The organism is Micromonospora sp. NPDC000668 (assembly GCF_042897975.1).
Classification (GTDB): domain Bacteria; phylum Actinomycetota; class Actinomycetes; order Mycobacteriales; family Micromonosporaceae; genus Micromonospora.
This window is the reverse complement of the sequence record NZ_JBIAYP010000008.1, coordinates 205651-225222: the sequence shown is the minus strand read 5'-3', so window position 1 is coordinate 225222 and position 19572 is coordinate 205651. Positions and strand designations below refer to the sequence as shown.

Genomic DNA, 19572 nt, shown 5'->3' with positions numbered 1-19572 from the left:
CTGGACGACGGACGGCATCCTGGTTGGCGGGAACCGACGGTCGGGCGGTTCAGGTACCGCAGGGGAGAGCTGACGGGATGCGAAGGTGGTTGGCGACCGCCCTGGCCACGGTCGTCGCGGTCACCGGCTGCGCCGACACCACCTCGACCGGACCCGCGCCGGACGGCAGCGGGAGCGGAGCCCCGGCGTCGGCCAGCGGTGCCGGCCGGCCCGTGGTGCTGCCGCCAACCAACGGCAGCTTCGACTACCAGATCGGCGGCGCCTACGAGCCGGACGTGGGTGTGACCATCGTCGAGCGGGACCACTCCGGTGTGCCCTCCGGCGCCGCCTACAACATCTGCTACGTCAACGCCTTCCAAACCCAGCCGGAGGCTGCGGCGTGGTGGAAGGCGGAACACCGCGACCTGTTGCTGAAGGCGGCGGACGGCTCGTACGTCGAGGATCCAGAATGGCCGGGCGAGATTCTGTTGGACACCACGACGCCGGCGCGCCGGACCGCCATCGCCGGCGTCGTTCAAGGCTGGATGGACGAGTGCGCGGCGAAGGGGTTCCGGGCGGTCGAGCCGGACAACCTCGACTCCTGGACGCGGTCCGGCGACCGGTTGACCCACGACCACAACATGGCGCTGGCGCGGTTGCTGGTCGAACATGCGCACGACGCGGGGCTGGCGGTGGCGCAGAAGAACACGCCGGAGCTGGCGCCGTATGGCCGCGACCAGATCGGCTTCGACTTCGCCGTGGTCGAGGAGTGCCAGCACCACGACGAGTGCCAGAGCTACACCGACGCGTACGGTGACCATCTGATCGAGATCGAGTACACCGACAACCCGGTGGGCGCGTACCTCCGGGCCTGCGCCACTCGTGGAGCCCGGATCTCCGTCATCCTGCGCGACCGTGACGTCGCTCCCCTCGGACGCCAGGGCTACCACTACGAGCGGTGCTGACCATCGCGCGCCTGAAGCGCCATGGTCAGCGGCCCGGTCACACCGAGCCGACGAACTGGCTGACGTGGTAGGCGGTGCTGCGACCGTCCGGCGTACGCGTCCACTTCGAGACCATCAGGTGCAGGTCGTTGGCGTTGCGGCTCGACCAGGGATGGATGAACCCGCCGTAGAGAGCGGGCTCCTGCCAGCTCGTCACCTGGATCTTCTCCGCCGTCCACGCCCGGTCCGGCCCGGAGGCGGTCCGGGTGACCACGCAGCCGGTCTGGCAGTTCAGGTACGACATCACCCAGGTGCCATCACTCAGGCGGCGGACCGACGGCTCGCCGAAGCGGCCCGTGAGAATGGGTGTGCAGGGCCGCCCCCAGCCCCAGTTCGCGCCGTTCCAGCCCCATCCCTCATACGATTCGGGGTAGAACAGCCGGTCCCACCGGACGCGACGCAGCATCATCGGGCCGTCCTGGCGCCCTGATCGCACCGAGAAGACGTAGACGTGGTCACCGTCCCGCTGCATGGTCCACATCTGGAACGGGTCCTTGTTGTCGGAGCTGTTCCACCACTTGAGCGGCGTACGGATGAAGTCGTTGCCGTTGTCGGAGTAGGCCAGCCCCGCGTAGCGCGACTTCCAGTGCGGTCCCGCCGGGCCGGCAGAGTTCCAGTTCTCGATGCTCATGTAGGAGATGAGCTGCCGGCCCGTCTCGGGAAAGCCGATGCCGTCGTTCGGGATGACGGTCACCTCCGGAAGACCGTCGATGCCGATGCCATGGTGGCCGTTGTGCATCAGTTCCGGCGCGCGTCCGTTGCCGGCGACCCGTGCCGCGCTGTCGAAGACCACGCCGCCCGGCGCGCCCGGGTGGACGGCGGAGCGCAACATGACCGGTGATCGCCAGTCGTTCGGCAGGGGCGGGCCCTCCGGCCACGGTGTGTCGAAGGTGTCGCCGAAGAGGTAGCCGATCGATCCGTTCTCCAGCACGTAGGGAATGCCCAGGTCCGTGCCGGCGACCCGCCACCGGCTGTTGGTGTCGAGGTCCGCGCCGGTCAACCGCTTCTTCCACACCGCCGCCTGGGCCGGACCGGCGGTCGTCAGGACGGCTCCGGCGCCACCGAGTGCGCCGACCGCGCCAACTGCGGCGACGCGACCGATGAACGAGCGGCGACGCATACCCATGGTCGTCCTTCCCGGCGGCAGGACATCGATTGCCGGCGAGTTAACCTGCGACAGTGGCGGATGTCAATGCCTGACCTTCATCGCCATCACAGCGAAGGAAATCTTCAGATGACATTGACGGCGATCATCGATTTGGTGGCACTCTCAGCATTCGACACCGGCGACGCCGGCTGACCGCGGGCGTCCCGGCCAGGCCGGAACCCCCGCGGTCAGCCGATGGCTACGACGACCCTGCCGTCGGCCGCTGACTGGTCAGGGTGCCCAGGGAGCGGCGATGTTCCAGGTGCTGTCCGCGGCCCACAACGTCGGCGTGTTGTACGCGTCGCCGCCGGTGCCGTTGCTGAGCCAGACCTCCGAGTTGTAGTGCCGCAGGTACCTGCCCCGGAAGTTGTACGACTCCAGCGACACCCCCGTGCCGCTCAGGCCCACCCGGGCGCACCAGGTGGCGTCGGCGCGCGTGAGCGCGGAGCCGTCGTTCGGCGAGTTGCGTACCCGGGACGCCTGATGGCGCAGGTACTGCCCCGGATAGTTGACCGACTCGAACGAGTAGCAGTTGGTGTCGGCCAGGCCGGGCCGGATGGTGTAGGTGGCATCGTTCTTGAGCAGGTCCGGGCTGCCGGCGTCGACCACCTCGGTGTAGGCCAGACTGTCCTGGTGGCGCAGGTACCGGTTGGTGTAGCCGGGCGTCGTCACCTGCAACGACCGCCGGGTGTTGACCGGGAGCGCGACGGGTGCCGAGCTGCCGATGGTCTTCGACGCGTTGATCAGTGCGGTGTTGGCGGCACGGACGCGGGCCGGATCCATCTTGATCACCTGGCGGTCATAGGTGAGGAAGCCGTTCAGCTCGCCCTCCAGGTCGGTGATCTCCGTGTAGACCGAGGCACTGAGTCCCTTGCCGAGCATCAGGTTCTGGGTGCCCTGCACCAGCCCCACGTAGCGGTCCGTGAGCGCGGTCGAGCTGGTCTGCCACTCGTAGGCGAAGAATTCGCCGTTCGGGCTGTACTCGTGGCCCGGGGTGTGGATGCCCAGGCCGCCGAACTCGCCGAGCGCGGCGACGCGGCTGTTCGACGGTACCGGGGAGTCCGGTCCGAGGTAGACGTGCCAGTCGTCGATGTCGCCGTTACCGGGGTTGCCGAGGGACTGGCAGCAGTTGTGGCCGCTGTGTGGGTTGACCAGGCGGGTCGAGTCCTGGTTCTTGATGTTCTGCGCGACCCGACGGGTGTCGGCCAGGGCCCGCTCACCCCAGCCCTCGTTGTACGGCGTGTATTCGATGACGGCGGGGGAGCTGCGGTGCTCGTCGACGATCTCGCGTGCCTCGGTCTCGAACTGTGCCTGCTGCGCGTCGGTGGGGTTGATGTCCTGCGCCGTCATCGACGGGATGTCCTGCCAGACCAGCAGGCCGAGCCGGTCGGCGTGGTAGAACCAGCGCTGCGGTTCGACCTTGATGTGCTTGCGCACCATGTTGAAGCCGAGGTCCTTGTGCTTCTGCAGGTCGAAGGCGAGCGCGGCGTCGGTCGGCGCGGTGTACAGCCCGTCCGGCCAGAAGCCCTGGTCGAGGGTGCCGACCTGGAACACGAACTGACCGTTGAGTTTGGGACGCAGCACCCCGTTCACCAGGCCGGTGGTGATCTCGCGCATGCCGAAGTAGTGCGTGGTCCGGTCGACGGCGGCACCGCCGGCGTTGCGCAGGGTGATCCGGAGGTTGTAGAGGAACGGGTCGTCGGGTGACCAGCGGCGGACGTTGGGCACCGGCACGCTGAAGTCGGTGAAGCCGCCGGTGGCGGTACCGACCACGGTGTTTCCGTTCAACGCCTCGGCGAGCACGCTGTGCCCGCTGACGTCGCCCCGGGTGAAGACCCGCACCCGCAGGGTGTTGTTGCTCAGGTTCGGGTAGACGTCCACGCTGCTGATCGAGGCCGTGGGCACCGGCTCCATCCACACTGTCTGCCAGATGCCGGAGCTGGGCGTGTAGAAGATCCCGCCGGGTTGCTTGGTCTGCTTGCCGATCGGGGGCAGGCTGCCGTTCTGCCGGGTGTCGGTGGGGTCCCACACCTTGACGACGATCTCGTTAGCTCCACTGGTGAGCTGCGGGGTCACGTCGAAGGTGAAGGCGTCGTAGCCACCGGAGTGCGCTCCGACGCGGACGCCGTTGACCCAGACGGTGCTCTGCCAGTCGACCGCCCCGAAGTGCAGCAGCGTCCGCCGGCCGGACCAGTTCGGCGGGATGGTGACGGTGCGTCGGTAGAACAGGTAGTTGCGGTTGTCGTTGGCGGCCCGCTGAATGCCGGAGAGGGCGCTCTCCACCGGGAACGGCACGTTGACCCGCTCGGGCAGGTTGGTGTTGAACTGCGGGGCGTCGTCGGTGGCGGACTGGCGTAGCTGCCACTCGCCGTTGAGGTTGAGCCAGTCAGGCCGGGTCATCTGCGGTCGCGGGTACTCCGGCAGGGGCGTGCCGAGCAACGCCTGGTTGGTCCACGGGGTGGTCAGCGGCGGCGTTTTGGGCGGTACGGCGTGGGCTGGCGGCGCCGGCGCGGCGAGGACGCCGGCGATCAGCGCGAGGATGAGCAGCAGGGGCAGGGCGGGGCGGATTGGGACGTGACGTGTCATGCCGTCTCCGAGGGGCGAGTCGCCGCGGGCGGTGCAGCTGGGCCCGAAGCGCGTTGGCGGTGGGCATCGGGTGGTCACTCGACCGGGGGCGGGCCTCATCGACAGATGTCCGTGGGATTTCCATCAGCAAGCAACGGCAATCATATTGACATCCATCACCACCTGTTTAACGTTATAGAGGCACGGCGGACGTCCCGTCAATCCTTGCCAGCCGCCGGTGGCACCCGGAAGGGTCGGTGGATGGGCGTCAGCCTGAAGGACATCGCCGAGCGCGCCGGCGTCTCGCTGGCCACGGTCTCCAACGTGGTCAACGGGTACCGACCGGTGGGGGAGCAGACCCGGCAGCGGGTGCAGCAGGCGATCGACGAACTCGGTTACAGCCCCAACCTGAGCGCCCGGCACCTCCGCCGGGGGCGTACCGGCCTGATCGCCCTGGCCATTCCGGAGTTGAACAATCCCTACTTCGCCGAGCTCGCCGAGATCGCCATCCGGGAAGCCGCCGGGCTTGGCTACACACTCCTTATGGAGAACACCGCCGCGGACCGGGACGCGGAGCTGCTGCTCCTCGACGGCTCCCGGCGACACATCATCGACGGCCTGATCTTCAGTCCGGTGCGGATCGGTCGGGAAGAGGTGCTGGCCCGGACCGCCGACAGCCCGCTCGTGCTGATCGGCGAGGGCGTCTACGACGTACCGCACGACCACATCGCCATCGACAACGTCGCCGCGAGTCACGCGGCCATCCAGCATCTGGTGGCGATCGGACGCCGCCGGATCGCGTTCATCGGCGCTGCTCCGGGTGGCGACAGGCAGTCGGCGCACCTGCGCATGCGCGGCTACCGGGAGGCCCTGGAGGCAGCCGGCCTGCCGTTCCGCCCGTGGCTGGTCGCCCGTACCGACGAGTTCGGCCGGCTGGACGGCAGGAGGGCCATGCGCGACCTGCTCGCCCTCGGTGAGCCCCCGGACGCGGTCTTCGGCTACAACGACCTGATCGCCATCGGCGCGCTCCGGGCCTTGACCGAGGCCGGTTGCCGGGTGCCGGAGGACGTCGCGGTGATCGGCATCGACGACATCGAGGAGGGACGGTTCAGCACCCCGACCCTCACCACCATCGAGCCGGACAAGGAGGAGATCGGCCGGCTCGCGGTGCGCCGCCTGGTCGCCCGGATCGAGGGCACACAGGTCGCGGCACCGCTGACCGTGCAGACGCCGTTCCGCCTGATCCGCCGGGAGAGCACCGGTACACCAGGCGCGTGACGACCAGGCGTTTCCCCATCAGGCCGGCGGAGCGTAGCGGCAGCTTCCGGCGTGTTCAGCGAGGTCAGGTGCCCCATTTCAGTGACATCCGTGAGAGTCTGGCCTCGCTCCGCAGCTCGACGTACCCCGCCGTGCTCCGTCACCTTGCTCGGCGGGGGCTCAACCGGACGGCCGGTGGTTGGCGCGCTCATCCCGCGCCGAACTCCGCCTGCCCACCGTCAATAACCGGAGGAACCCCGCTATGAATCCGTATCCCGCCCGGCGCTGGCTTGCCGGGTTGGCCGTCGTCGGCGCGCTCCTGACCGCGTCCACGGGCATCCCCGCTGCTGCCGCGGCACCTGCTGCTGCCGCGGCACCTGCTGCTGACGTCGCGATCTACGCCAACAGTGTCACCGTCGCCCCGGACGGCCCGCAGAAATGGGTGGAGCTCAACCCGGTCGGCAGCCGGCGTCCCAGCGCCTACACGGTGCGGGTGGACCGCAGTGCGGTTGCCGCGTTCGCCGACGTCGAGGAGGAAGGTGAACGCGCCTGCACGACGGAGGGTGCCATCATCACCTGCACGGGCGACGACAAGCCGGACTCCACGGACCTGCTCAGCCTGCGTGTGACGGCTCGCGCGGGTGCCGAGGTGGGTCAGCGAGGCGAACTGTTGTTCACCGTCACCGTGCCCGGCGTGGGCACCGGAACCTACCGCTCCACCGTCGCCATCGGCGAGGGCGTCGACCTCGCCACCGAGTCCGAGTTGTCGCTCGACGGCACGCTCGGCTCGTCGGTCACCGTACCGCTCAGGGTGGCGAACGCTGGTACCAAGACCGTCAACGGGGCAGTGCTGTACGTGTTCGGCTCCTACGGGTTCACGCCGTCCAAGCGGTACGAGAACTGCGAGTACAGCGACAGCGTCACCGAGATGAGCGGCTTTGCCTGCACGTTCGACGATTCGCTGGCACCCGGTGAGGCGGTTGGCGTGGACCCGACGTTCGGCGGAACGATCCCTGCCGACAGTTGGGCGCCGAACCGGCACCTCAGCTGGGCCTTCTGGTTCACCCCCGCCGACTGGGCGGAGTTCCGTAACCAGTACCGGCCGGAAGGGCCGCTGGGCCCCAAGGGGACCGACCCGGCTCTGAAGCTGGTGCCGGTCAGCGGCGCACAGGCCCGCTCGCTCGGGCAGACCGACACTGAGTCCGTCAACAACGACACCACGGTGACGCTGACCGTGGCCGGCGACCAGCGCGCCGACGCCGCCGCGGTGGGCGCCACCGTCACCGGTGCGGTCGGCGCCACCGTCCCGATGACCGTCGGCTACACCAACAACGGCCCCGCGCGCGCCGGAGCCGACGGCCAGCAGGGGCTCGCCATCGCGACCATGGTGACCCTTCCCGCAGGCGTCACCGCGGTCACCGTGTCGAAGTCCTGCGTCGACCCGACGGAGGAGGAATGGCTGCCGGGCAAGCCAGGCGCGCGGCACTACGAGTGCACGGCCGGCCACACGATCGCCCGCGGCGAGCGGGCGACGTTCGAGTTCGGACTGCGGATCGACCGGCCCGGCAGCCAGTCCGGCACGGTGAAGCTGTACACCTACTCCGGCGACGGCCCGCTCAAGGACCTGAACCCCGCCAACGACAGCGCGAAGATCATGGTCAATCCGGCCGGCGGCGGGGGCGGTTCGCTGCCGATCACCGGTGCCTCCACTGGGCTGATCGCCGGCCTCGGCGGCCTACTGATCGCCCTTGGCGTGGGCGGCTACCTCCTGTCCCGCCGTCGGCACACCCGTTTCGCCGCCTGATCGACCGCGCCTCCACCGGTGCCCCGCCGACCCTGGTCGGCGGGGCGCCATCGTCGTGCGTGCGGGTGACCGGGTGGTCCCGCCGTGCGGTCGTGGGCGTGAGCTGGCGAAAGGGAAGGGGCGGACGGAAACCCGGGTGCTACCGCCGGACCGATCCGCTATGGTCCGCGGATGGATCTTGAAATCGTGACGGTCGCGCAGCGGCCCGAACTGGCGCCGCTGCTCGACGACTTCGACGACGCCTGGCCGGAGTTCATGAGCTGGGATCCGATGGCATCGCTGTACTACGCGGTGGCCGACAGGCTGTACCCGGAGTTCGTTCTCCTCGCCGTCGACCCCGCTGAGCCGGACCGGGCGGTGGCGCGTGCCTACAGCGTGCCGCTGTCCTGGACCGAGGAACGGCTGCCGCCGGGCGGATGGGATCGGATCGTGCAGCGGGCGACGATCAACCGCCTCGCCGGCACGTCGGCGAACACCGTGTCGGCGCTGGAGATCTGCGTCCGCCCCGAGGCCCGCGGCCGAGGCCTGTCCGCTCGGATGCTCGACGCGATGCGCGAGAACGCCCGCCGGCTTGGCTACCACACCCTGGTCGCCCCGGTACGCCCCAGCGGCAAGCACGAGGTTCCCGACGAGCCGATGGACCGGTACGCCTTCCGTGTCCGCGACGACGGCCTGCCGGTGGATCCGTGGTTGCGTACGCACGTGCGCGCTGGCGGGAGGATCGAGTCGGTGGCGCCACGGTCGATGACCATCCCGGGCACGCTGCAGGAGTGGCGGCGGTGGACCGGTCTGCCGTTCGACCGCACCGGCCAGGTGCACGTGCCGGGTGCGCTCGTCCCGGTCTGGTGCGACGTGGAACATGACCACGGCGTCTACGTCGAACCGAACGTGTGGGTCCGCCACCAACTCTGACCCGCCACCGCGATCCATAGCGTCGGCAGTAGGACCCAGAGGGGATGTCCTGCCTGATCCATTGATATCAATATGATGGCCGCAATCTTGAATCAGGTGCGCTCACGAGGCGTGCCTTCCTGATGCGGAGGAATGCATGGTTCGCTGGCGTACCCTCACTGGCCTGTTGGCCACCGTGTTGGCCGCGGTGACCGCGGGCAGCCTGGCTCTCGCGGCGCCGGCGGCCGCGGCCGACAGCCCCATCACGCCGAACGTTGTCGGTGGCACCCGCGCCGCCCAGGGCGAGTTCCCGTTCATGGTGCGGCTCTCGATGGGCTGCGGTGGGGCCCTGTACAGCGCGCGGTTGGTGCTCACCGCGGCGCACTGCGTGGGTGCCACCGGCACCAACACCAGCATCACCGCGACGCTCGGGACGGTCGACCTCCAGTCGCCCAGCCGGATCACCGTCCGGTCGAACTACGTCTACCGGGCTCCCGGCTACAACGGCAGCGGCAGGGACTGGGCGCTGATCCGGCTGGCCACCCCCGTCACCGGGCTGAGCACCCTGAAGATCGCCAACACGACCGCCTACGACACCGGCACCTTCACCGTCGCCGGCTGGGGCGCCGCACGCGAGGGTGGAGCGCAGCAGCGGTACCTGCTCAAGGCGACCGTCCCGTTCGTCAGCGACTCCGTCTGCAACTCCAACTACGGCGGCGACCTCATCCCCGCACAGGAAATCTGCGCCGGCTACGCCAGCGGTGGCGTGGACACCTGCCAGGGTGACTCGGGCGGCCCGATGTTCCGCCGCGACGCCAACAACGCCTGGATCCAGGTCGGCATCGTCAGCTGGGGCAACGGCTGCGCGCGACCCAACTACCCCGGGGTCTACACCCAGGTGAGCTACTTCGCCTCGACCATCGCCTCGGCCGCAGCAAGCCTCGGCGGCTGATCGTACGACCGATCGGGCGGCCCGGCCGGCGACGGCCCGGGCCGCCCGCGTGTGCTCGGAGCAATGACTGTGGTGGATATCGTGGTTACGGTCGTGGGTGAGGTTTCCCGACCACCTGAGGAGCGACCGCATGCCACCCTCCCCGTCCCGGCTCTTCGCGGAGATAGCAACGGCTGAAAGTCCCGCTCAGACCACAGTGGTCATGCGGCGTGCGGTGGTACTCGGCGGCAGCATCGCCGGGCTGATGGCGGCCCGGGTTCTGAGCGACCACGCCGAGGAAGTGCTGATCATCGAGCGGGATCCCTCCGATATGGATGGTGAGCCCCGGCCCGGTGTGCCGCAGGGCAGCCAGGTGCACGCGTTGCTGCCCTCCGGTCAGATCCAGTTGGAACGCTGGTTTCCGGGCGTCGTCGACGAGGCGCTCGCGCTCGGCGCCCCGCCGCCGCCAGGCGACGTGGGCACGGCGAAGATCTTCGTGAACGGTGAACTGGGGCTGCCGCCGGAGCCGTCCGGCACCGGGCCGGCGCTGATCACGACGCGACCGTTCCTGGAAGCGCTGATCCGGCGGCGGACCCTCGCCGTCGGGAACATCCGGATGGTGTACGGCCGGGCGGACGGCCTGGTCCTCGCCGACCGGCGCGTCACCGGCGCCTCCTACGTGCCGGAGGGCGGCAAGGAGCCGGTCGTCGAACCGGCGGACCTGGTGGTCGACGCGATGGGGCGGTCCAGCCGGCTGAGCGACTGGCTGGCGGACAACGGGTGGCCTCGCCCGCCGATGCAGCGGATGCCGATCAAACTGAACTACGCGACCGCGCTCTACAGGCAGGACGAGAAGGTCAGCGATACCTGGGTGGTGGTCTACCACACCATGGCGGGCAAGGGCCGTACCGCGCGAATCGGCGGGATCAACTCGGTCGAGGGAAACCGCTGGATCATGTTGGTGGCCGGCTACGACGAGGACAGGCCCAGCCGCGACGTCGCCGACTTCACCGCCCGCTGCCGCGAGCACTATCCCCGGATGTTCGGCGACATCGCCGAACATGGCGAGATGCTCGGCGGGGTGGTCACGTACCACCAGGCAGACAGTCGACGCCGGGACTTCCACAAGCTCGACCGGATGCCCGCCGGCCTGGTGGCCGCCGGCGACGCGGTCGCCTCCTTCAATCCGGTGTACGGCCAGGGCATGACCTCCGCGACGTTGCACGCCTCCTGCCTGTCGGCGTACCTGCGGTCGAACCCAGAGCTGGACGAGCCGGCGCGGGCGTACTTCGACCAGGTCCGCGTGATCGTCGATGCCGCGTGGCAGGTCTCCACCTCCGCCGACATCGAGCTTCCGCACGTCGACGGACCGTACCCGCCCGGCTACAAGGTCACGAAGTGGTTCGGTGATCTGCTCTTCCGGACCTCGCTGACCGATCCGGTGCTCAACGCCCGGCTGAGCCGGGTCACCACCATGCTCGACCACCCGGCGACGCTGGGCCGGCCCGGCACCCTGCTCCGGGCGCTCCGACTCGGCCTGTTCCGGAGCCGTTCCGCCACCGCCTCGCCCGACAGCCACTGACCGCCTGAACCTGGACGCCTCGCTCAGCGCAGCCGGCGGATGTCGCCGTACGCGCGGTAGAACCCGCCGCGGCCGGACTCGCGGATCTCGGTCACCAGGTAGCGGGCGCCCGGCTCGCGGATGCCCTTGGGGAACTGCACCGACCAGTCGCGCCGGTAGCCGTCGGAAACCACCTGGACCCGCAGTCGCCCGTGATCGTCCAGGCACTGCACCACCACGCCCGTACCGGCGTCGCTGGTCACCTCGACCACCATCGGCTCCACGGTCCGCGGCGCCTGGCGGGGCGCCTTGACGTCCAGCACCTCCGGCACGTCGCCGACCTGGGCCGCCCGGATCGCCGGCTCGCTGGCGTCGATGCAGGCCAGATGACCGCCGGTGGTGACGACGTAGAGCCGATCGTCGCGGTACTGCATGGAGTACGCCGAGCCGCAGCCGGTGCCGAGCTTCCACAGTCGGGTGCCCGCCGCGTCGAAGCAGTAGATCGAGGACTGGCTGTCGCCGGCGAAGACGTACCGGCCGCCCTCCGCGGTGGCGCAGGAGAAGACCGGGGCGTCGCACCGGTAGCTGCGCTCGACCCGACCGTCCTTGGCCAGCCGCACCACCTCACGGGTGCCCGTCCCGGCGAACACGCTGCCGGGCTCCTGCCACCCGAAGAGCACGGAGCCGGTCGTGGTGTGCCACAGCTCGCGGCCGGTACGCCAGTCGTAGCCGGTCACGCCCTGCGAGTGGCCGTGGTAGAGCGCGTCGGCGTCGCAGCGCACCATCCAGGCGGAGCGACCCCGCCCGGGCCGGCGCCAGAGGAACTCGTCCTCGTGGTCGATGGCGGCGATCCCGCCGTCGGCGTCCGAGACGCCCAGCACGCCGTCGTGGATGTCCAGCCAGTAGATGTCGATCTCGGGAGCGATCGCGTACGCCACCCGGGGCACCTTGCCGGAGAGGTCGTAGACGTTGCCGTCGTCGCAGCCGGCGTAGATCCAGGCGTCGTCGGCGACGATGCACTTCACCCCGTCGGGGAGGCGGACCTGGCTGCGGACCTGGGCGTCGTGGCCGAGGGTGGTGATCACCCCGTGCTCGTTGCCCACCATGCAGTGCTGATCGTCGACGAAGATGCCGAAGGCGGGGGCGCCGGAGTCGTAGCGCCAGAGCACCGGGGCGGTGTGGGCGGTGGAGCGGGTGCTGACGATCTGCCGGCGGGAGACGCTCCGCCTCTGCCGGACGCCGGGGACCGCCGGGGCGTACCCCTTGCGGACCTTCTCCCCGATCTTCTTCGCCGCGGCCGCCCGGGCCCGGGCGTTGTCCGGATAGGCGCTTGCCTTGATCTGCCCCTGGTCGCCGATCCGGCCGTAACGCACGGTCAGCATGGCGTCGTCGACAACGACCTCGTAGAACTTGTGCGCACCGTCCACTTCGGACAGTTCGAGGTAGGTCGTCTCCTGGGACATGGGGGCCTCCGAGGGGGTCAGCGACCGGCCCGACGTGGCCGGCGCGGCGACAGTGCCCACACACTAACCGTCACCCCCGACAAGATCAGTTGCCGGTGACGGCGGCGAGTACCGGCCGGGGTTCGGCCTCACAGCAGTTTCCTAGCCTCGGCATAGCTGGCTCCCCGGAACCGCGGCCATCGTCGAACTCGCGGAGACGCCGTGAGCCGCGACCGGAGGTATCTGATGCAGCATGACCAGCAGCGCCAGCCAGGGCCGATGTACGAGGGCCGCCCGCTGGAGCGGCCCGAGGAGGATGTCGTCGACCAGGGTCTCGGCTTCGACATCGGAACCCTGATGGGCCGCCGGCAGTTGCTGCGGGCGGTCGGCCTGGGCGTGACCACTCTCGGCCTGGCGGCATGCGGGAACGGGTCGGGCGGCAGCCCGTCACCATCGACGTCCTCGTCCGCGGGCGCGAGCGCCACGACCGGTGAGATTCCCGACGAGACCGCTGGCCCCTACCCGGGCGACGGCTCGAACGGCCCGGACGTTCTGGAGCAGAGCGGCGTCGTCCGCAGCGACATCCGGTCGAGCTTCGGTGGGGCCAGCGGCACCGCCGAGGGTGTCCCCATGACGCTTGAGTTGACCATCCAGGACCTGGCGAAAGGCGGTGGAGCCTTCGCCGGAACGGCCGTCTACGTCTGGCAGTGTGATCGGGAAGGCCGCTACTCACTGTATTCCGAGGGCGTCACCGACCAGAACTACCTCCGCGGCGTGCAGATCGCCGACGCGCAAGGGAAGGTGCGGTTCACCAGCATCTTCCCGGCCTGTTACACCGGTCGCTGGCCGCACATCCATTTCGAGGTCTACCCCGACCAGGCCAGCATCAGCGACTCCACGAAGGCGATAGCCACCTCCCAGGTCGCCCTTCCGAAGGACGTCTGCGACAAGGTCTACGCCGAAAAGGGTTACGAGGTGTCAGTCAGGAACATGTCGCAGGTCTCCCTGCAGAACGACAACGTCTTCGGCGACGACGGCGGCGCGCTCCAGCTCGGCACCGTGACCGGTGATGTCAGCCACGGCTACGCCGTGTCCCTCGCCGTCCGGGTCGACACGGCCACGACCCCGACCGGCGGCGGTGCCCCCGGCGGCGGTATGCCCGGTGGCGGCGCCCCGTCCGGCGCGCCCCCGCGCCCCGACATGTCCGGTGGACCCGGCGGACCCGGTGGGCCCCCTCCGACGGGACAGTCGCGCCCGAGCGGCACAAGCTGACATCCTCGCGCCCAGCACCGCGTTCGCGCGGCGGCAGATCACGGTGATCACGAGGTGAGAGTGCGGTCCGGGTGGGCGGCCCGCGATGCGGCGATCTGAGGCGGCGGCGGTGCTGGCAGCACCGCCGCCAGCGTCGTCGTGGGGCGTGCTGCCGTGAACGGCTTGCCCACGGTCACGTCTCCGCTCGTCGGGTGTTCGAATCGCCGACATCAGCGCGGAACCCCTTGGAAACATTGACGAGGGTCTCGGTGCTCGATTACCGTGCCGATCGAGAGAGCGCTCTCTCACCTAACCTTCTCCTCAATTACGACGAAACGCGTCGAGGCCGGTAAGCCGGCGTGTCGGCGCGCGATGGAGGCACCATGAAACCTCCCGTCCCACACCGCCGATGGGCCCTGGCCGCCACCACCGCTCTGGTCCTGGCCGTCAGTGGCCTCGCGGTCGCCGTCACCCGCCCCGCGGAGGCTGCCCCCGTCGGCGCCGGCAGCTACACCACCACCCCGGTCGGCCCGCTCCCCACCGGCTGCGGCCCGATGTCCAGCAACCCCCGACAGTTCGCCACCGCCAACGCGCCAGCCGGTGCGATACCCACCAACGACTGGTGGTCCTCGCTGCTCTGGAAGCGCACCGACTGCGCCTTCAGCGAGCCCCTGCACGCCCACCCGCTCTCGTACGACACCTTCACCGACGGCCTCGGCTTCTCCGCCAACTCCACTCCCGCCATCAGCGGCACCTCGACCGGCGTCGGGGAGTACCACTACCCGTACGTCCAGGACATCCGGGTCGGCGTGGCCGGGCTCGGCGCGCCCGTGGTCAAGGTCGACGGCTGGACCGACTGGACGGTCAGCCCGCACTGGAGCGACGGAGCGCGGACCATGCGCGCCACCATCGGCCACGGCCTGCCCTTCGCGTACTTCCAGACCAGCGGTGGGGACGCGGTGATCAGTACGGCCGGCACCGCCGACGTCTGGTCCAACCGCGGCGCCACCATCGGCTTCCGGGTCAACGGCCACGACTACGTCGGGTACGCCCCCAGCGGCGCCAGCTGGACTGTCGGCGCCGGCCGAATCTCCTCCACCCTGGCCGGTCGGGGCTACTTCTCCGTCGCCCTCCTGCCGCCCACGGCGAACGCCACGGAGCGCGCCGACCTGGCGACGACCTACGGCCGGTACGCGCACGCCCACGTCACCGGCACCACCGTCTCGTACGCCTACGACCAGGCGACCAGCGGGCTGACGACCACGTACGCGTTCACCACGACCGCCCGGGAGGGGAGCGCCACGCAGACCGTGGTCAGCCTCTACCCGCACCAGTGGAAGTCGCTGGCCGGCTCGACCCCGATCACTCCGACGTACTCGTCGGCGCGTGGCCGCATGAAGGTGCTCACCGGCGTCAACCAGTTCCGCACCTCGATGAAGTTCCAGGGCGTCCTGCCGGAACTGCCGGCCGTCGGCGACGGCAGTGGCGCCGACCTGGCGACGCTCAACAGCCACCTGGCCGCCGCCCGCGCGAACCCGATGGACCAGCGCGGTGGCGACACGTACTGGACGGGCAAGGGGCTCGGCCGGGCGGCCCGACTGGCCGAGGTGGCCGACCTGGTCAATGACACCGCGACGCGGGACAGCGCGCTGAACGCGATCCGCACCACGCTCACCGACTGGTTCACCGCCTCCAGCGGCAAGGCCGCGAAGGTCTTCTACTACGACGCCAACTGGGGCACGCTGATCGGCTACCCGGCGTCGTACGGCTCCGACCAGGAACTCAACGACCACCACTTCCACTACGGCTACTTCATCGCGGCCGCCGCGACGCTGGCCAAGTTCGACCCGGCATGGGCCGCCACCAGCCGGTACGGCGGCATGGTGGACCTGCTGATCCGGGACGCCAACAACTACCGCCGCGACGACACCCGCTTCCCCTACCTGCGCGACTTCGACATCTACGCCGGCCACGACTGGGCGTCCGGGCACGGCTCGTTCGGCTCCGGCAACAACCAGGAGTCCTCGTCGGAGGGGATGAACTTCGCCAACGCCCTGATCCAGTGGGGGCAGGCAACCGGCGACACCGCCGTCCGTGACGCCGGCATCTTCCTCTACACCACACAGGCCGCGGCCATCCAGGAGTACTGGTTCGACGTCAGCGACCAGAACTTCCCCGCCGCCTTCGGGCACTCGACGGTCGGCATGGTCTGGGGCGACGGTGGCGCGTACGCCACATGGTTCAGTGCCGAACCGGAGATGATCCAGGGCATCAACCTGCTGCCGGTCACCGGCGGACACCTCTACCTGGGCAACAACCCGGCGTACGTGCGGACGAACTACGCCGAACTGGTCCGCAACAACGGCGGCCAGCCGACGGTGTGGCAGGACATCCTCTGGCAGTTCCAGGCCCTCGGTGACGGCGACACGGCGCTGGCGAACCTCCGTGCGAACCCCGGCTACGCCGTCGAGGAGGGGGAGAGCCGCGCACACACCTTCCACTGGATCCGCAACCTCGCGGCGCTGGGCACCGTCGACACGACGGTGACCGCCAACCACCCGCTGTCAGCGGTCTTCTCGCGCAACGGGGCGCGCACCTACGTGGCGTCGAACCCGACCGCCACGCCGATCACGGTGACGTTCTCCAACGGCACCACGCTGGCCGTAGCGGCCGGGCGGACGGCCACCACCGGTGCGTACACCTGGAGTGGCGGCAGCGCCGCGGGCGGCGTACCCCCGACCACCCCACCGCCCACCACCCCACCGCCGACCACCCCGCCAACGACGCCGGGCACTCCGACGCGGTACCTGCTGCCGGGCGGCGGGCTGGGCGCCGCTGGCGGCGCCGCCACCACCACGGTCGCGGCGGCCAACGGAAACCACGACGGTACGCCGACGAACCCGCAGGTCTTCACCGCGACCGGCCTCAACCTCGCCTACTCCGGAGGGCAGACCGCGTTCGACCTGATCCTGGACGCCGGCTCGGCGGTCGGTAACGGCGTGCAGGTGCGGGTCTCCTACGACCTGACCGGCAACGGCAGCTGGGAGAGGGTGGAGACCTCGCGTTACTTCGCCACCGACCCGGTTCCCGGCTACGAGCACTACACCCAGAACGCCGGTCTGGCCTCGGCCACCGGCACGTTGGGCGCGCTGAGCAACGGCACGGTCCGGGTCGAGGTCTGGTCGGCGATCGGCAACAACCCGAGCACCCTGGGCATCGGCAACCAGTCGGTGCTGCGCCTTCCGTACTCCTGATCCACCCGCCCACGCCGCCGCCGGTCGAGACACGGCCGGCGGCGGCGTGGTGCGACGGGATGGGCCACCCGGATGTGGTGGGGATCGGTGCGGTCAGCCCCGCGGTGCGTCGGCGAGCAGGTCGACCGAGACCTGCCACAGTCGCTCCGCCGCCGCGGGGTCGATCGCATGGTCGGCGACGCCACTCAGCGGTGTCTCGGCGGTGTGGCGCGCGGCCTGGTTGCAGTCCTCGAAGTACCGGCCGCCGATGCCCTCCAGCTGCGGCCAGGCTGCGAGCAGCACCGAGGTGGCCGCCCCCTGCTCCGGGTTCTTGAAGTCGTACTCCGGAAGCTGCGCGTAGTCCTCCTCGGTGAGGTGGCGCCCCAGGTTGGTGGTGACCGCGCCGGGGTTGGCCGCGTTGACGGTGATGCCGTCGCCGGCCCAGCGCCTGTTCGCCTCGACCGCGAACAGCGCGGTGGCCGTCTTGGACTCGCCGTAGGCGAGGAGGCGGTCATAGGGGCGTTCGTGGAAGTTGATGTCCTCGAAGACGATCGGCGCCTGCACGTGTGCGATGGAGCTGAGCGACACCACGCGGGCCCGGCCGGCCGCTGCGAGCGCCCGGTGCAGCCCGGTGGTGAGCGCGAAGTGGCCGAGGTGGTTGGTGGCGAACTGCAGCTCCCAGCCCTCCGGCGTCCGCATCTCCGGGGTCGCCGACACCCCGGCATTGTTGACCAGAATGTGCAGGGGGTCTTTCCAGGCGGTGACGAAGGCGGCGACGGACCCCTGGTCGGAGAGGTCCAGAGGGACGACCCGGACCAGCTGGCCCGTGGTGGCGTGGATGTCCTTCGCTGTCCGCTCGCCGGCCTCCCCGTTCCGTACCGCCAGGGTCACCTCGGCGCCCGCGGCGGCGAGCGCCCGGGCGGTCTCGACGCCGATGCCCGATGAGGCGCCGGTGACGATGGCGCGTTGCCCGGTGAGGTCGACACCGGCCACGACGTCACTGGCGGTGGATCGGGCGTTGAAGGGTGTGGTGACGCGGTCTGCACTCATGAATGGGCTTCCTTCGAGATCTTGTCGTTGCGTGTCCGGCGGTGCGAACCGGGTCGGCAACTGCACGTGTGTCCGGTTCCGGCGCTCGCCGCGGCCGGCGATTCCGGCCTGTCCTGCCGCCCGGCTGGTCATGTCCGCACGGCCCGGGCCGTGTCCGCACGCCGGTGCGGGCTCCCGGAACGATCCTGCGCGGCGGCCCGCGAAGCGTCCAACACACGCTTCCTGGCGTGGCTACAGTCTGATCCTGTGACCACCCCTGAGCTGCGGCAACTGCGGTATTTCCTGGTCCTCGCAGAGGAACTGAGCTTCACGCGGGCCGCCGCCCGCCTGATGATCGCCCAGCAGTCGCTGTCCCAGCAGATCACCGCCCTGGAACGCGCCCTCGGGGTGAAGCTGTTCGACCGCGGCACCCGCGGCACCACCCTGACCGACATCGGCGCCCTGTTCGTCCCCGAGGCCCGCGCCGTGACGGACCGCGCCGAGGAGGCCGTCGCCGTCGTGGGACGGGCCCGCAGGGGCGAGGTGGGAAACCTCAGCCTGGCCTTCCTGACCACCGTCGCCAACCACCTCCTGCCGCCGGTGGTCCGGGCCGTGCGCCACCAACTCCCCGACCTTCGCCTGACGACGGAGTCCACCGGCATCGCGCCCCTGGTACAGGGTGTCCTCGGCGGACACTATGACCTCGCCTTCACCCGACCCCCGCTGGTGCCCGGCCTGCAGTCCAGGACTCTGGCGACCGAACCGGTGTGCGCCGTACTACCCGAGGGCCATCCGCTCGCCGAGCGGACCGAACTGAAGCTCTCCGACCTCGCGGACGAACCGTGGGTGATGACCCCGCACAGCTCCTGGGAACCCTGGCACCGCACCTTCGACGATCAGTTCCGGGAAGCGGGCTTCGTACCGAACGTCGTCCAGGAGGAAGCCAGCGTGCAGAGTCTCCTCGGCCTGGTCGCCGCCGGGCTGGGAGTCACCCGCCTGGCCCGCTCGGCACGCAGCCTTCGCCGCACCGGCGTGGTGTTCGTTCCGCTGACCGGCGCCTTCGTGCACACCGAGATGGTGTGGTTGTCGGGCAACACCTCACCCGTCCTGCGCCGGCTCGTGGACGTGGTCACCGAACTCGCGGCAACGACCGACCTGACCCAGACCGGCTGACACGGAGTGCCGTGGCATGAGCGACGCCCCGTCGGGTACGCGAACGGGGAGCGACCTTTGCAGCACAACGCCGAGTCAGCGGCGAGCGCCGCCGCGACGGTGGACGGCACGGCTGTGCCGGATCGTCCTGCGGGAGCGGGTATGACCAGGAGAGGGTGGTTGCGATGAAGGTCAGGAACTCTCTGCGCGGGTTGAAGAACAAGATGAACTCGATCGTGGTACGCCGCCGGGGCAGGACTTTCGTCATCAACAAGAACGACCGGCGCCAGAAGGCCCGACAGGGCTGAGAGCCGACTCACCCACCA

The 19572-nt window shown here is 69.9% G+C and carries 14 protein-coding genes; 10 read left to right on the top strand and 4 right to left on the bottom strand.

What is annotated here, in order from left to right:
- Window positions 1–77: 77 nt before the first annotated feature.
- Window positions 78–944 carry an endo alpha-1,4 polygalactosaminidase gene (locus ACFY29_RS32820; protein WP_386992326.1) on the top strand — a complete coding sequence of 289 codons (867 nt, stop codon included), beginning with the start codon at window positions 78–80 and terminating at the stop codon, window positions 942–944.
- Between the two features lie 37 nt (window positions 945–981).
- Here the strand turns inward: ACFY29_RS32820 and ACFY29_RS32815 are convergent, their stop codons facing one another.
- On the bottom strand, window positions 982–2103 hold the full coding sequence (locus ACFY29_RS32815) for a DUF4185 domain-containing protein (protein WP_386992557.1): 1122 nt from the start codon (window positions 2101–2103) through the stop codon (window positions 982–984).
- A gap of 258 nt (window positions 2104–2361) precedes the next feature.
- The gene (locus ACFY29_RS32810) at window positions 2362–4716 is read right to left on the bottom strand and encodes an AbfB domain-containing protein (protein ID WP_386992324.1); all 2355 of its coding nucleotides are present in this window, start codon (window positions 4714–4716) and stop codon (window positions 2362–2364) included.
- 240 nt (window positions 4717–4956) lie between these two features.
- Here ACFY29_RS32810 and ACFY29_RS32805 point away from each other — a divergent pair, with 240 nt between their 5' ends.
- From ACFY29_RS32805 to ACFY29_RS32785, 5 genes are all read left to right on the top strand, one after another.
- Window positions 4957–5973: a LacI family DNA-binding transcriptional regulator gene (locus tag ACFY29_RS32805; RefSeq protein WP_386992322.1), complete on the top strand. Its 1017-nt coding sequence runs from the start codon at window positions 4957–4959 to the stop codon at window positions 5971–5973.
- A 241-nt stretch (window positions 5974–6214) separates the two neighbouring features.
- A complete protein-coding gene (locus ACFY29_RS32800) occupies window positions 6215–7756 on the top strand; it encodes an LPXTG cell wall anchor domain-containing protein (protein ID WP_386992320.1) in 1542 nt (513 codons plus the stop codon).
- Window positions 7757–7927: 171 nt separating this feature from the next.
- The gene (locus ACFY29_RS32795; protein ID WP_386992318.1) at window positions 7928–8668 is read left to right on the top strand and encodes a GNAT family N-acetyltransferase; all 741 of its coding nucleotides are present in this window, start codon (window positions 7928–7930) and stop codon (window positions 8666–8668) included.
- A 136-nt stretch (window positions 8669–8804) separates the two neighbouring features.
- On the top strand, window positions 8805–9599 hold the full coding sequence (locus ACFY29_RS32790) for a S1 family peptidase (RefSeq protein ID WP_386992316.1): 795 nt from the start codon (window positions 8805–8807) through the stop codon (window positions 9597–9599).
- A gap of 130 nt (window positions 9600–9729) precedes the next feature.
- Window positions 9730–11160 (top strand): FAD-dependent oxidoreductase, encoded by a 1431-nt coding sequence (locus ACFY29_RS32785; protein ID WP_386992314.1) that lies wholly within the window; start codon window positions 9730–9732, stop codon window positions 11158–11160.
- 23 nt (window positions 11161–11183) lie between these two features.
- Here ACFY29_RS32785 and ACFY29_RS32780 read toward each other — a convergent pair whose 3' ends face one another.
- Window positions 11184–12602: a WGR domain-containing protein gene (locus tag ACFY29_RS32780; protein ID WP_386992312.1), complete on the bottom strand. Its 1419-nt coding sequence runs from the start codon at window positions 12600–12602 to the stop codon at window positions 11184–11186.
- Between the two features lie 225 nt (window positions 12603–12827).
- Here ACFY29_RS32780 and ACFY29_RS32775 point away from each other — a divergent pair, with 225 nt between their 5' ends.
- Complete coding sequence (locus tag ACFY29_RS32775) at window positions 12828–13853, top strand: intradiol ring-cleavage dioxygenase (protein WP_386992309.1); 1026 nt, start codon at window positions 12828–12830, stop codon at window positions 13851–13853.
- Window positions 13854–14215: 362 nt separating this feature from the next.
- Window positions 14216–17086: a glycosyl hydrolase gene (locus ACFY29_RS32770; protein WP_386992307.1), complete on the top strand. Its 2871-nt coding sequence runs from the start codon at window positions 14216–14218 to the stop codon at window positions 17084–17086.
- Window positions 17087–17179: 93 nt separating this feature from the next.
- Here ACFY29_RS32770 and ACFY29_RS32765 read toward each other — a convergent pair whose 3' ends face one another.
- Window positions 17180–18115: an SDR family NAD(P)-dependent oxidoreductase gene (locus tag ACFY29_RS32765; protein ID WP_386992305.1), complete on the bottom strand. Its 936-nt coding sequence runs from the start codon at window positions 18113–18115 to the stop codon at window positions 17180–17182.
- 246 nt (window positions 18116–18361) lie between these two features.
- Between ACFY29_RS32765 and ACFY29_RS32760 the strand changes: the two genes are divergently transcribed.
- Both ACFY29_RS32760 and ACFY29_RS32755 read left to right on the top strand, forming a co-directional pair.
- Window positions 18362–19267, top strand: a complete 906-nt coding sequence (locus ACFY29_RS32760; RefSeq protein ID WP_328417694.1) for a LysR family transcriptional regulator — start codon at window positions 18362–18364, stop codon at window positions 19265–19267.
- Between the two features lie 164 nt (window positions 19268–19431).
- A complete protein-coding gene (locus ACFY29_RS32755; RefSeq protein WP_328417692.1) occupies window positions 19432–19554 on the top strand; it encodes a ribosomal protein bL36 in 123 nt (40 codons plus the stop codon).
- The last annotated feature ends 18 nt before the right edge of the window (window positions 19555–19572 follow it).

Bases quoted from the DNA above. Each gene is read 5' to 3' on its own strand.
- ACFY29_RS32820 (WP_386992326.1), top strand. From the start codon at position 78: ATGCGAAGGTGGTTGGCGACCGCCCTGGCCACGGTCGTCGCGGTCACC.
- ACFY29_RS32815 (WP_386992557.1), bottom strand. From the start codon at position 2,103: ATGCGTCGCCGCTCGTTCATCGGTCGCGTCGCCGCAGTTGGCGCGGTC.
- ACFY29_RS32810 (WP_386992324.1), bottom strand. From the start codon at position 4,716: ATGACACGTCACGTCCCAATCCGCCCCGCCCTGCCCCTGCTGCTCATC.
- ACFY29_RS32805 (WP_386992322.1), top strand. From the start codon at position 4,957: ATGGGCGTCAGCCTGAAGGACATCGCCGAGCGCGCCGGCGTCTCGCTG.
- ACFY29_RS32800 (WP_386992320.1), top strand. From the start codon at position 6,215: ATGAATCCGTATCCCGCCCGGCGCTGGCTTGCCGGGTTGGCCGTCGTC.
- ACFY29_RS32795 (WP_386992318.1), top strand. From the start codon at position 7,928: ATGGATCTTGAAATCGTGACGGTCGCGCAGCGGCCCGAACTGGCGCCG.
- ACFY29_RS32790 (WP_386992316.1), top strand. From the start codon at position 8,805: ATGGTTCGCTGGCGTACCCTCACTGGCCTGTTGGCCACCGTGTTGGCC.
- ACFY29_RS32785 (WP_386992314.1), top strand. From the start codon at position 9,730: ATGCCACCCTCCCCGTCCCGGCTCTTCGCGGAGATAGCAACGGCTGAA.
- ACFY29_RS32780 (WP_386992312.1), bottom strand. From the start codon at position 12,602: ATGTCCCAGGAGACGACCTACCTCGAACTGTCCGAAGTGGACGGTGCG.
- ACFY29_RS32775 (WP_386992309.1), top strand. From the start codon at position 12,828: ATGCAGCATGACCAGCAGCGCCAGCCAGGGCCGATGTACGAGGGCCGC.
- ACFY29_RS32770 (WP_386992307.1), top strand. From the start codon at position 14,216: ATGAAACCTCCCGTCCCACACCGCCGATGGGCCCTGGCCGCCACCACC.
- ACFY29_RS32765 (WP_386992305.1), bottom strand. From the start codon at position 18,115: ATGAGTGCAGACCGCGTCACCACACCCTTCAACGCCCGATCCACCGCC.
- ACFY29_RS32755 (WP_328417692.1), top strand. From the start codon at position 19,432: ATGAAGGTCAGGAACTCTCTGCGCGGGTTGAAGAACAAGATGAACTCG.